11 protein-coding genes and 2 tRNA genes are annotated in these 11,789 nt (G+C 67.5%); 5 read left to right on the top strand and 8 right to left on the bottom strand.

Translation table 11 applies throughout. The features are described 5' to 3' along the window. Nucleotides 1–50 precede the first annotated feature (50 nt). From rplT to infC, 5 genes are all read right to left on the bottom strand, one after another. Entirely contained in the window at nt 51–407 is a 357-nt protein-coding gene (rplT, locus tag CSEG_RS16215) for a 50S ribosomal protein L20 (protein WP_013080315.1), read from the bottom strand. Nucleotides 408–422: 15 nt separating this feature from the next. After that, nucleotides 423–623, bottom strand: coding sequence for a 50S ribosomal protein L35 (gene rpmI, locus CSEG_RS16210; RefSeq protein ID WP_013080314.1), 201 nt, complete (start codon nt 621–623; stop codon nt 423–425). Nucleotides 624–763: 140 nt separating this feature from the next. Then, nucleotides 764–1,957, bottom strand: coding sequence for an MFS transporter (locus tag CSEG_RS16205; RefSeq protein WP_013080313.1), 1,194 nt, complete (start codon nt 1,955–1,957; stop codon nt 764–766). Between the two features lie 50 nt (nt 1,958–2,007). Next, nucleotides 2,008–3,942 (bottom strand): alpha/beta hydrolase family protein, encoded by a 1,935-nt coding sequence (locus tag CSEG_RS16200; protein ID WP_013080312.1) that lies wholly within the window; start codon nt 3,940–3,942, stop codon nt 2,008–2,010. Nucleotides 3,943–4,072: 130 nt separating this feature from the next. Then, entirely contained in the window at nt 4,073–4,594 is a 522-nt protein-coding gene (gene infC / locus CSEG_RS16195; RefSeq protein ID WP_013080311.1) for a translation initiation factor IF-3, read from the bottom strand. Nucleotides 4,595–4,942: 348 nt separating this feature from the next. Between infC and CSEG_RS16190 the strand changes: the two genes are divergently transcribed. Beyond that, the gene (locus CSEG_RS16190) at nt 4,943–5,542 is read left to right on the top strand and encodes a YitT family protein (protein ID WP_041538343.1); all 600 of its coding nucleotides are present in this window, start codon (nt 4,943–4,945) and stop codon (nt 5,540–5,542) included. Nucleotides 5,543–5,554: 12 nt separating this feature from the next. Here the strand turns inward: CSEG_RS16190 and CSEG_RS16185 are convergent, their stop codons facing one another. Together CSEG_RS16185 and CSEG_RS16180 are read right to left on the bottom strand one after the other, a co-directional pair. Next, nucleotides 5,555–6,520 carry a glycosyltransferase family 9 protein gene (locus CSEG_RS16185; RefSeq protein ID WP_013080309.1) on the bottom strand — a complete coding sequence of 322 codons (966 nt, stop codon included), beginning with the start codon at nt 6,518–6,520 and terminating at the stop codon, nt 5,555–5,557. After that, nucleotides 6,517–7,698, bottom strand: coding sequence for a glycosyltransferase family 4 protein (locus CSEG_RS16180; RefSeq protein ID WP_013080308.1), 1,182 nt, complete (start codon nt 7,696–7,698; stop codon nt 6,517–6,519). The genes CSEG_RS16185 and CSEG_RS16180 overlap by 4 nt, the downstream gene beginning before the upstream one ends. Before the next feature lie 57 nt (nt 7,699–7,755). On the opposite strand from CSEG_RS16180, the gene CSEG_RS16175 reads away from it, so the two are divergent. Further along, nucleotides 7,756–8,628, top strand: a complete 873-nt coding sequence (locus tag CSEG_RS16175; protein WP_013080307.1) for an alpha/beta hydrolase — start codon at nt 7,756–7,758, stop codon at nt 8,626–8,628. 4 nt (nt 8,629–8,632) lie between these two features. Here CSEG_RS16175 and CSEG_RS16170 read toward each other — a convergent pair whose 3' ends face one another. Beyond that, entirely contained in the window at nt 8,633–9,493 is an 861-nt protein-coding gene (locus CSEG_RS16170; RefSeq protein ID WP_013080306.1) for an SDR family oxidoreductase, read from the bottom strand. Between the two features lie 170 nt (nt 9,494–9,663). Here CSEG_RS16170 and CSEG_RS16165 point away from each other — a divergent pair. The 3 genes from CSEG_RS16165 to CSEG_RS16155 all read left to right on the top strand — a co-directional run bounded on the left by CSEG_RS16165 (nt 9,664) and on the right by CSEG_RS16155 (nt 11,723). Further along, nucleotides 9,664–9,738 (top strand) — tRNA-Gly (locus tag CSEG_RS16165). A 49-nt stretch (nt 9,739–9,787) separates the two neighbouring features. Continuing rightward, a tRNA-Gly gene (locus CSEG_RS16160) sits at nt 9,788–9,862 on the top strand. A 94-nt stretch (nt 9,863–9,956) separates the two neighbouring features. Further along, on the top strand, nt 9,957–11,723 hold the full coding sequence (locus tag CSEG_RS16155; RefSeq protein ID WP_013080305.1) for a DUF885 domain-containing protein: 1,767 nt from the start codon (nt 9,957–9,959) through the stop codon (nt 11,721–11,723). Nucleotides 11,724–11,789: the final 66 nt, after the last annotated feature.

Genomic DNA, 11,789 nt, shown 5'->3' with positions numbered 1-11,789 from the left:
GCACCGGAGGGCTTTTCAGGATCGATTGGGCTTCGAAAACCCAGATGTCCTTAGGCCAGGGCGGCGCGAACCTTGTCGGCGATGGCCTTGAACGCAACCGGATCGGCGCCGGCGATGTCGGCGAGGACCTTACGGTCCATCACGATACCCGCCACGTCCAGGCCGTGGATAAATTGCGAGTAGGTGAAGCCTTCCAGGCGAGCGCCGGCGTTGATGCGCTGGATCCACAGCGAACGGAAGGCGCGCTTGCGCACCTTGCGGTCGCGGTAGGCGTATTGGCCGGCCTTGTCGACCGCGGCCTTCGCCGTGCGGATGGTGTTCTTGCGGCGCCCGTAGAAGCCCTTGGCTTGCTCGAGAACCTTCTTGTGCTTGGCGTGGGCGACGACGCCCCGTTTAACGCGAGCCATGTGTCAGCGCTCCTCTTAAAGGCCGTAGGGCAGGTAGGTGCGGATGATCTTGGCGTCAGCCTCGCTCATCACCTTCGTGCCGCGCTGTTGGCGGATGTACTTGCCATTGTGACCGATCAGGCGGTGGCGCTTGCCGGCGACGCCGGCCTTCAGCTTGCCCGTGGCGGTCAGTTTGAAGCGCTTTTTGGCGCCCGACTTCGTCTTCAACTTCGGCATTTCGCGTCGGAGCTTTCGCCCCGTCCTCTGGAAGCATGACGAACCGCCATGGCATGCCAATGGCCAGGCGGTTCCGGAAAGGCGGCGTTGCTACAGGAAAGACTCGCCGCTGGCAAGGGTGCGCAGCGCGGCGGCGGCGATCAGGCGGCCGCCTTGGTCCTGTGGACGATGGTCAGGGCGAAGGCGATGGCCGGGATCATCAGCGCCGAACCCAGCCAGTAGGGGCCGCCAGCCGCCAAGCCGAACAGCGGGCCGGCGGTCAAGGGCCCCGCGATCCGGGCCAGGGAGCCGGCCGCCATGTTCAGGCCCAGCATCTGGCCCTGGCGATCCGCCGGGCTAGCGCGCGAGATCAGGGCGGCGACGCACGGGAACACCAGCGACTGGCCAAAGGCCGTGCAGCCCACCGCGACCAGGGCCAGGCTGGGGTGTGGCGCGAAGGGGGTGGCGAACAGGCTGAGCATGATGACGCCAAGGCCCGTCGTCAGGACGCGTCCCTCGCCGAACCGCCGTGCGAGGCGGCCGGTCAGCACGCCTTGGCCCAGCGAGGCGATGACGCCAATCACCGCGAAGCACAGGCCCACTTCGCGCGGTCCCCATGCGAAGCGCGCGTTGGCCCAGAGGCCGAAGATCGACTCCATGCCCGCGAAGGCGCCGGTCGACACCAAGGTGACCATCAGCACGCGTGACAGGATCGGGTGGGCGGCCGCTTGGGCCAGGGCCTCGCCCCTTCCGGGTTGGATGACGTCGTGGGCCGCGCGCGCCCGACTTTCGCTGACGAAGGCGACGACGCCGATCGCGGCGGCCGCGGCCATGCCGGCGGCGACGAACAGCGGGATCTGGAAGCCCAGCTGGCCGGCGCTGGGACGGGCTAGCAAGCCGCCCAGCGACGGGCCGATGACGAACCCCGCGCCGAACGCCGCGCCCAGCAGGCCCATGCGCCCGGCCCGCTTCTCGGGCGGCGTCACGTCGGCCATGTATCCCTGGATGGTCGAGATGTTGCCGCTGCCGAAGCCGCCGACCAGGCGGATGGCCATGGCGATCCAGATGTTCGGCGCGAAGGCCAAGGCGACGTAGGCGATGGCGTTGGCGACGATCGTGACGATCAGCACAGGCCGCCGTCCGATGCGGTCCGACAGGCGCCCCCAGAACGGCTCGCCGAAGAACTGCCCCAGGCTGTAAGCGGCGAACATCATCGTCACCTGCCACGGCGCGGCGTTCATCGCCTTGGCGTAGAACGGCAGCAGCGGGATGACGACGCCGAAACCCACCAGGTTGATGAAGACAACCAGGAGCAGGACGGCGAGCGCGCGGGTGCTGTGAGCGGTATCGGACATCGCGGGCGGGGTTTACCCCCGAACCCACCGCTTGGCGACCGCTGTAATCGTTACTCCGGCGGGTTGTGCTTTTCGACGAAGGCGACGGTCTCGCTCAGCATCTTCAGCCGCGTGGCGCCGCGCGAGAGCCAGTGGTCTTCGCCGTCCAGGGTGACGAAGGCGACAGGCTTGCCGGCCTTTTTCAACGCGTCGGCCATGATCTGGCTCTGGTCGTAGCGCACGACGGTGTCGTCCTTGCCGTGGATCAGCAGGATGGGGATCTCGACCTTGTCGGCCAGGCGGGCCGGCGAGATCGCCGCCAGATCGGGGTCCTTGATCCCGTCGGCCCCCATGAAGCGCAGCCAGTAGCGTTGCGCGGCCGACATGCTGCCATTGTGGGCGTCGCGAACCGACAGCAGCATCTTCTTGAGGTCGGAGGGGCCGGCCACAGAGACCGCGCAACGGTAGACTCCTCGGTCCAGCGTGGCGCCCGCCAGCGCCGCGTAGCCGCCGTAGGAGGCGCCGACGACGCACACGCGCTTGGGATCGACGATCCCCTGCTTGGCCAGATCCCGGACGCCGTCGGACAAATCCGTCTGCATCTTCCTGCCCCACTCGCCGAAGCCGGCCTTGACGAAGTCCCAGCCAAAGCCCTCGGAGCCCCGGAAGTTTGGCTGCAGCACCGCATAGCCGCGCGAGGCCAGGGCCTGGCTCCACCAGTCGAAGCCAGGCGAGTCTCGTCCCTCGGGACCGCCGTGCGGCAGCACGATCAGGGGCAGGTTCTTGGGATCGCGGCCCTTGGGCAGGGTGAGATAGCCGGTGATCTCCAGACCGTCGGCGGCCTTGTACTTGACGGGGCGGACAGGCGAGACGGCCTCGGCGCTCAGGCCCCTATAGATTTCGCCGAGCCAGCTCGCGCGTTTGGTGTCGAGATCGATCAACGCATAGGCTGGGCCGTCCACGGCCGAGTCGACGTGAACCACGACACGCCGCCGGTTTTTCGACCAGGACGCCAGGCTGACGCGGTCGCCCTTGAAGGCCTTGGTCACGGAGTCCCAGGCCCTCTGGCTGACAGGGTCGAAGAAGGTGTAGGCGAGATCGTCGCCCTTCAGCGTGTAGCCGCCGAGCAGCCCCAGGCTGTCGGGATCGTGCAGCAAGCCGCTCAGATCAAGATCGCCGGGCAAATCCTCGTGGGCGCCCACCCCGCGATACTCCCGCAGGATGCTGTTGTTCTCGTCGTCGGTGCGCCAGACCAGCACCGACTTGCCGTCGCGGCCAAAGCCGGAAAGCCCGTAGGAGCCCATCGGCGAGTCCGCCTCGTCGACCGTCTTCCAACTGGAGCCGATCTTCATCCGCAGGCTCCAGCGCCCCTTCTTGCCGTCGTAGAGCGATTGCGCCACCGGTTCGCCGGCCGCGTCGACCAGCCAGCCGTCGGTGTCCATGCGGACGCCGCCGTCCAGCATGCGCGTGGCGCCGTCCTTCAAGTTGATCCGAAAGAGGGTGTTGACGCCGGTATTGTCGAAGAAGTGGATGCCCTCCACGAAGACGACGGGCTGGCCATCGACCGTGCGGACCATCGGTCGGTCGAGGATCACGTTCATCGATTCAGGCTGCGAGCGCAGCAGCAGAGACTGCTTGCGAGTCACCAGATTGAAGTCGACGGCCATCATGTATTCTCGGGCCGGCCCGCTTAGCCCAAAGACGTTCGCCGTCTGGGTGGAGAGCATGACGACGTGGTCTTCTCCCGCCCAGAGAACGCCGCGGAGCTTGGTCTTCGCCGCCTTGACGCCGGCCAGGGTCTGGCCGTTCAGGGTGCGAATGGCCAGGAGGCGCTCTTCGCCGTCGGTCAGGATCAGCGCCAGCTTCGAGCCATCTGGCGAGATCGTGACCCCTTCGAACTGCGGCAATCGCCCGTAGATCGCCAGATCGGGCTTCTCCGCGCCGAACGCGGCGCTGGAGCACAAAGCAAAGCAGGCCGCGCCCGCGGCCAAGAACGACTTGATCACAAGAGACTCCCCAACCCCGTGAAAAATCTATCACGGGTTGAGGGACTGTCGAGATGCGCGAACCGATAGATAAAACAAAACGCCCCGGCCGTGGGGCCGGGGCGTTTCGATCTCTATCCGTGATCCAATCCTAGCGCGGGGCCAGGATCATGATCATTTGTCGGCCTTCCATGCGCGGCTCATATTCGACCTTGGCGACTTCGTCGAAGTCGGCCTTGACCTTGAGCAGCAGCTTCATGCCGAGTTCCGGGTGCGCCATTTCGCGGCCGCGGAAGCGCAGGGTCACCTTGACCTTGTCGCCTTCCTCGAAGAAGCGATGCATCGACTTGGCCTTCACTTCGTAGTCGTGAACGTCGATGTTCGGGCGGAGCTTGATTTCCTTGAGCTCGACGACCTTTTGCCGCTTGCGCGCCTCGTTCTTCTTCTTCTGCTCCTGGAACTTGAACTTGCCGTAGTCCAGGATCTTGCAGACGGGAGGATTGGCGTTCGGAACGATTTCCACCAGGTCCAGACCAGCCTCCTCGGCCGCTTCCAGGGCGGCGGACGTCGGCATCTCGCCTTGCTTCTCGCCATTTTGGTCGATCAGCAGGACGCGGGGGACACGGATTTCATCGTTGATACGCGGCCCGTCCTTGACGGGCGGCGTTTGCATAGGACGGCGAATAGGGGCGGCTCCGAGGCAGTTGAAGGGTATGGCTAAACGTATTCGCGCCGCGCTGGGCGCGCCGCGAGAAACTGATATATGACGCGCCGGCCGCGCTCTATCAAGCGAAGGCGGTTAAAGAGACGTCGCCGGACCGAGTTTTTTCGGGGGCAGAGTTCTTTCCGATCCGGCTGAGTTCACTGGGCTGGGTAAAAAAGGCTCCAACTGAAAAGTTTGGGGCATTTTTCGACCCAATACCGTTTCGCACTTACCAGAAAATGCTCTAGAGGGGCGGCTAGGGGGAAACGGCGAGGCGGGGATGCGTGTCATCCTGACGAAGACCCCTGCCTGATCTCCATGAATCCGCATCGTCATACCGCGTTGGAGGACGTTCACGCCCTCCTGATCGGCTCCAGCTTCATCGCTGTCGGCCTAACCCTGCTGAAGGCTGCAGGCTTGGTCACAGGCGGCGTCGCCGGGGTGGCGCTGATCGTCTCGTACCTGAGCGGCTGGCCGGTGGGCGTCGTCTTCTTCGTGCTGAACCTGCCGTTCTATGTGCTGGCCCAGCGCACCCTGGGATGGATGTTCACCTTCAAGACCCTGGCGACGAACCTACTGTTGGCCGGCTTCGCCTACGCCATGCCCCATTGGCTGAAGGTGACGGGCGTCGATCCGATCTTCGCGGCGATCTTCGGCGGCACGATCGTCGGCATGGGCATCCTGGCCCTGGCCCGGCATCGCTCCAGCGTGGGCGGGATTGGGGTGCTGGCGCTCTATCTGCAGGAGCGGCGCGGGATTAGCGCCGGCAAGGTGCAGATGGCGGCCGATTGCGTCGTCGTGGCCACCGCCTTCTTCACGATCAGCTTCGACAAGCTGCTGTTGTCGATCGCCAGCGCCGTGGCGCTTAGCGCGGTGATCATCGCCAATCACAAGCCGGGACGGTACGCGGGGTACTAAGGTCGCCGCGCCTCAGCGCGTCGTCAGGGCCACGGCCGCGCTGGCGACGGTGCTGACCGGGAGCGCCTGCAGGTCTGGCGAGCGGATGACGGTCACGTGGCCGCGCGGCGCGCAGAGGTCCGGGTCCGACGCGTCCGAGAACAGGGCGATCGTCGGCGCGCCGGCGGCGGCCAGGAGATGGGTCGGACCGGTGTCGTTGCCCACGGCCAGGGCGGCCTTGGCGCCCAGCAGGGCGAGCTGGGCGAAATCGGTGCGGCCGGTCAGGTCGCGAGCGCCGGCCGTCACTTTCTGGATCTGGCGCGCCATGGCGCTTTCCTGAGGGCCACCGATGACCACGATGTCGAACCCTCGCGCCTTCAGCAGCGACGCCAGTTGGGCATAGAACTCGACCGGCCAACGCTTCTCGGGTCGATGGGCCGAACCGCCGGGCACCAGGAGCACATAGGGCTTGGGCTTGGCCGCGGTCGGCGGCGCCTGCTTCTGCTTCTTGAGAATCCACGACAGGTCCGGCGCGGGCGCGCTGCCAGGCTCCGTGGGCGCGTCCGGCCATATGCCAGCGGCCTTCAGTTGGTCGGCCTGACGCTCCAGCGTGTGCATGTGCAGGCGCGCCTTGCCCTTCTGCGGCAGGGCGCAGCCGAAGGCGACGCCGTTCCACTGCGGCGGGAAGGGGCGCAGCAACTGGAAGTACCAGTTGGTGCGGCTGTTGGTCTGCAGGTCGTAGACCCGGTCGTAGCCCGCCTTCCGGATCCGGCCGATCATGGCCAGGGTCTCGCCGAGGTCGCCTGGGCGTCCGTCGGTCTCCACGGCGTTGAAATAGGGGCTGAGCTTGGCCAGCGCCTCGAAGGGCGGCGTGGTCAACAGGGTGATCTTGGCCTTGGGATGCGCCGCGCGAATCTTCTTCATCGCCGCCAGGGCCAGGACGAAGTCGCCCAGCGCGCCCAGCTTGATGACCAGGACCTTCTTGATCTCCTTGCTCACGACGCGTGCTCCATGCCGCGAGCTCGCAAAACGCGAGCGTAGACATCGAGGGTGGCTTCGCACATCGCGTCCACCGAATACAACCGTCGTGCGCGCGCCCGGGCGGCCTGGCCCATGGCTTGACGCCGCGCGGCTCCCGCCTCGGCGGCGTGTAGAAGGGCGCTCGCCCAGGCCTCGGCGTCGCCGGGCGTCACCAGCCAGCCGGTTTCGCCGGGGACCACCGTCTCGCGCGTCGCGCCATGGTCGGCGGCCATGACCGGGCGGCCCATGACCTGCGGCTCGACGGCCGTTCGGCCGAAGGCCTCCGGCTCAAGCGAGGGCGCGATGGCCAGGTCGGCCAACAGATAGGCCGCCGGCATGTCGTCGCAGTGACCGACGAGCTTGACCCGATCCTCGAGGCCGGCGGCGGCGATGGCGGTGGTCAGTTCGGCGCGATAGCCCTTGCGGCCCTGGTCGTCGCCCGCCAGCAAGAGCAGGATCCGGTCCTCGCCGCGCGCTTTCAGCAGGGCCATGGCTTGGACCAGCAGGCCTTGGCCTTTCCAGCGCGTCAGCCTGCCGGCCAGCAGCACCTTCAGGCGGCGCTCGTCGGACGCGACGCCCCAGGCCTCCATCAGCCCGTTCACACGCTCGCAGCCCACCATCCCGGGCTCGAAACGCGAGAGGTCGACGCCTCGGGGGATCGCGACGACCTTTTCCGGGGGGATGCCGTGCTCCTGGATCACGTGCTGGCGGGTGTATTCCGAGTTGGCGATGACCAGGTCGCCCTTGGTCATCACCGCGTTGTACCAGCGCTTGAGGTTGGAGCGGGCGTTGTAGACGCCGTGATAGGTGGCCACGAACGGGGTCTTGGTGGCGTGAGCGGCCCACAGGGCGCTGAACGCCGGCGCGCGCGAGCGGGCGTGGACCAGGCTGACCTTCTCGCGTCGGATCAGGTCGATCAGCCGCGCGGCGTTGCCCAGCATGACGAGCGGGTTCTTGGATTGAGCCGGCATCTGGGCCAGGCGGCCGCCGTCGGCGGTCAGGCGCGAGGCCATGCGCCCGCCCTTGGTCGCGACCAGGGCCTTGCCGCCTTGCGCCACCACGGCATGGGCGACATCAATCGTCGTCTGCTCCGCGCCACCGGTTTCCAGCTCCGGCGTCACTTGCAGCAGGGTGAAATCGGGAGGTAGGTCGGACACACGACTCTCGCGAGGACAACGCGGGGCTGTAAGTAGCGAAAGGATCGAGGCGACGCCATGACCGAATCCCCAGGCGCCCTGACGCGTGATGATGGCTCCCGACTCGCTTTCCGGCGTATTTCGGGGGAAGGCGCGACGGTCGTGTGGCTGGGCGGCTTCCATTCCGACATGACCGGGACCAAGGCCGAGGTGCTGGCCGAGCAGGCCATGGCGAGCGGCGGATCCTATGTCCGCTTCGACTATTTCGGCCACGGCGAGTCCGACGGCGCGTTCAAGGACGGCACGATCAGCCGCTGGCGTGAGGACGCGCTCGCGGTCATCGACGAGCTGACCGAGGGGCCGCTGGTGCTGGTCGGATCGTCCATGGGCGGCTGGTTGGCTTGCCTGGCGGCCATCGCGCGGCCGGACCGGGTGAGGGCGATGGTGCTCATCGCGCCCGCGCCTGACTTCACCGAAAAGCTGATGGCGCCCGAACTCTCCGACGAGGCCAAGGCGACGATCGCCCGCGACGGGTTCTGGATCCGCCCGTCAGAGTACGACGACGGCGGCTATCCGATCACCCGCGACCTGCTGGAGGACGGGGCGCGGTGGTCGATCCTGCCGGGGCCCGTGCCGATCGACATCCCCGTGCGCGTTCTGCAGGGCGGCGCGGACCCGGATGTGCCCTGGACGCACGCGCTGGAACTGGCCAACGCCCTCAACAGCCACGACGTCGTCTTCACGCTGATCAAGGACGGCGACCACCGACTTTCGCGCCCGCAGGATTTGGAGCGCCTCGTCGCCGCCGTCGCCGAGGCCAAGGGACTGGCCGAGCCGGAGGAGGGGGATCTCGTCGCTCGCCGGCTGGCGCGCGCTGCCCGCCTGCGTAACGCGGCGGGCCTCGAGGCCGTGGGCATCACGCCGCGCCCGCTGGCGATCGACGACGAATAGGTCTTCAGCCGCCCGCGTTCAGGATCGCCTGCAGTCCTTCCCGATAGGTCGGATAGGCCGGCCTCCAGCCCAACTCCGCCTTCACCCTGGCGTTCGAGACGCGCTTGTTCTCGGCGTAGAAGCGGCGGGTTGCGGGCGAGAGGCCGAGCTCGTTGAAGGGCAGGTCCGGTGGGACCGGAGCGCCCAGCAAGCGGGCGGCTTGCTCCATCACGTCCTGAGGCGGGGCGGGCTCGTCGTCGACCAGGTTGTAGACGCCGCCCGCGCGCGGCTTGTCCAGCGAGGCCAGCAGGCCCGAGACGATGTCGTCGACGTGGATCCGGCTGAACACCTGGCCCGGCTTGACGATCCGGCGGCCCTCGCCGGCGCGCAGGCGGTCCAGCGCGCTGCGGCCCGGCCCGTAGATGCCGGGCAGGCGGAAGACCGTCACGGTCAGGCCCATGCCGCGTCCGACTTCCTGCCAGTCGCGCTCGGCGCCGACTCGGCGCGCGCCTTCGACCGATTGCGCCTTCAGCGGCGAGGTCTCGAACACCCAACGGCCGTCGAAGTCGCCATAGACGCCGGTCGTGGACAGGTAGCCGATCCAGTCGGGAAAGGCCTGAGCCTGGGCGAGGGCGGGGACGATCGATTCCAGCGCCGGGCAGCCGTCGGGACCTGGAGGCGCGGTGACGAGGATCGCGTTGACCCCGGTCAGGACCCGCGCCATGGCGTCGCGGTCGCCGGGATCGACGACGGAGACGCCCTTGGCCTGCAGCGCCTGCGCCTGCTGGGGCGTGCGCGCCGTGGCCGCGATCTCCCAACCGCGCGCCCGTAAGGCGTTGGCGAAAGCCTCTCCCACATAGCCCAGACCGAACACGAATAGACGCAACGCCACGACTCCGCCCCGTGAACACCGGGCGAAAACCCGGCGAAAACCCGATCAGAACAAGCCGTCGAAAAAAGCCGCTTCGCAACCCCTCAAAGGGCGCTTGCAAACCGCGAAGCGCTCTGCCATAAGCCGCCTCCTCGTCGCGGGGCGCTTCACCAAGCCCCTCCGATGCGGGCGTAGCTCAGTGGTAGAGCGCCACCTTGCCAAGGTGGATGTCGAGAGTTCGAATCTCTTCGCCCGCTCCATTCCCTCCCTTTCGGGACGGGCTGGAGGAGACCATATCTCGCGAATAGCGCGGGCGTAGCTCAGTGGTAGAGCGCCACCTTGCCAAGGTGGATGTCGAGAGTTCGAATCTCTTCGCCCGCTCCATTCTCGGTTCTTCCGGATATTGGACACGTAGACCCGCCCGCCGGCGGTCATTCGCGTGTCGCGACGCGAGCGCCGTTCGCTTAAGCTCGGGCGCATGACTCGCATCGCACCCTGGCGCGCCGCCTTCGTCGGCGTCTGCTTCACCGCCTTGGCCGCTTCGGCGGCGTGGGCCGGCCCCTCCGAAACCCTGACAGGCCTGGTCACCCGGTTCGAGTCGCTCGGCGGCGGCGACGAGGATCCCGATTCCGGCGGCCCGGCCCAAGCGCGCTGGCGCTTGCCCGACGTCACGCCCGCCGCGGACGCCGCGCGCCTGACCAAGCTGAAGGCGATCCGCGAAGAATTGACGGGGATGGGAGCGTCGGGGCTGTCCGAACAGGAGGCCCTGACCCGCGAGCTCCTTCTGTGGACCCTCAATGATCGGATCGAGGCCGCCGGCTTCGACGAGTCCCGCATGCCGTTCAGCAGTGACGGCGGCTTCGACGTGATGATGCTCTATCGCGCCAGCGGGCTGCGCCTGAAAGACGAGGGCGAGGCGCGCCGTTGGATCGCGCTGCTGAACCGCATGCCCGACTGGTACGCGGTGAATATCGAAAACGCCCGCCGCGGCGTGAAAACCGGCTTCGTGCAGGCCGTCCCGACCGCGCAGACGGTGCTGGAGCGCGCTCAGCGCATCGCCGGCGCGCCGCTGGCCGAAGACCCGCTGCTGGCGCCGTTGCGGGCTCTGCCGACGAGCATTCCCGAAGCGACGCGCGCGGCGTTGGTGGCTGAAGGGGAGGCGGCCGTGACCGCCAAGGTCGCCCCGGCCCGCGCCAGCTTCGTCAAGTTCATGACCGAAGAGTATGCGCCCCGCGCGGCCAAGAGCCTGGCGGCTTCGGACCTGACGGACGGCAAGCGCTACTACGCCTTCCTGGCCCGGCGGCACACCACCACCACCATGACGCCGGATCAGATCCATGACATCGGCCAGGCCGAGGTCGCACGGATTCGGGCGCGGATGCAGGAGACGATGAAGGCGGCCGGATTCCAGGGCGATCTTCCGGCGTTCATCGCCATGTTGCGCAAGGACCCGCGCTTCTACGCGACCAGCCGCCAGCAACTGCTGGAGAAGGCCAGCGAGATCGCCAAGCGCGCCGACGACCAGTTGCCGGCCCACTTCGGCGTCCTTCCCCGCCTGACCTATGGCGTGCGGCCGGTGCCCGCCGCCATCGAGAAGGGCTACACCACGGGCCGCTATTTCGGCGGCGACGCCAAGGTCGGTCGGGCTGGCGGGCTGATGATCAACACCTCCGAGCTCGACCAGAGGCCGCTGTACGAGCTGCCTGCCCTGGTGCTCCACGAGGGCGCGCCCGGTCACCACATCCAGACCTCGCTGGCCGCCGAGCAGACCGGCGCTCCGGACTTCCGCAAGAGCCTCTACTTCACCGCCTTCGGGGAAGGCTGGGGTCTTTATTCGGAGTGGCTGGGCGAGGAGATGGGCATCTACCGCGATCCCTACGAACTGTTCGGCCGCCTGTCCTACGAGATGTGGCGGGCCTGCCGCTTGGTCGCGGATACGGGCATCCACTGGAAGCATTGGACCCTGGACCAGGCCCGGGCCTGCTTCACCGACAACACCGCGCTGTCGCCGGTGAACATCGAGGTCGAGCTGAAGCGCTACGTCTCCTGGCCGGGTCAGGCGCTGGCGTACAAGGTCGGCGAGCTGAAGATCTTGGAGCTGCGCCGTCGCGCCGAGCAGGCGTTGGGCCCGCGTTTCGACGAGCGCGCGTTCCACGATGTCGTGCTGCTGAACGGTTCGCTGCCGCTGGCGGTGCTGGAGCGGCGGGTCGACGCCTGGATCGCCGAGCGGAACGGCAAGCGCTGATCGGCGACGCGGCCCTAATCGGGGACGGCGCCGCTTAGGGTAGGCTGACGATCTGGCGAGCGGGGG

It is taken from the genome of Caulobacter segnis ATCC 21756 (assembly GCF_000092285.1).
Taxonomy (GTDB): Bacteria; Pseudomonadota; Alphaproteobacteria; order Caulobacterales; family Caulobacteraceae; genus Caulobacter; species Caulobacter segnis.
This window is presented reverse-complemented; position numbering and strand designations above follow the sequence as displayed.

What these genes read in the sequence shown, in the direction of transcription:
- rplT (WP_013080315.1), bottom strand. Translation starts at nt 407, where the DNA reads ATGGCTCGCGTTAAACGGGGCGTCGTCGCCCACGCCAAGCACAAGAAG.
- rpmI (WP_013080314.1), bottom strand. Translation starts at nt 623, where the DNA reads ATGCCGAAGTTGAAGACGAAGTCGGGCGCCAAAAAGCGCTTCAAACTG.
- CSEG_RS16175 (WP_013080307.1), top strand. Translation starts at nt 7,756, where the DNA reads ATGACCGAATCCCCAGGCGCCCTGACGCGTGATGATGGCTCCCGACTC.
- CSEG_RS16190 (WP_041538343.1), top strand. Translation starts at nt 4,943, where the DNA reads ATGAATCCGCATCGTCATACCGCGTTGGAGGACGTTCACGCCCTCCTG.
- CSEG_RS16205 (WP_013080313.1), bottom strand. Translation starts at nt 1,957, where the DNA reads ATGTCCGATACCGCTCACAGCACCCGCGCGCTCGCCGTCCTGCTCCTG.
- CSEG_RS16155 (WP_013080305.1), top strand. Translation starts at nt 9,957, where the DNA reads ATGACTCGCATCGCACCCTGGCGCGCCGCCTTCGTCGGCGTCTGCTTC.
- infC (WP_013080311.1), bottom strand. Translation starts at nt 4,594, where the DNA reads ATGCAAACGCCGCCCGTCAAGGACGGGCCGCGTATCAACGATGAAATC.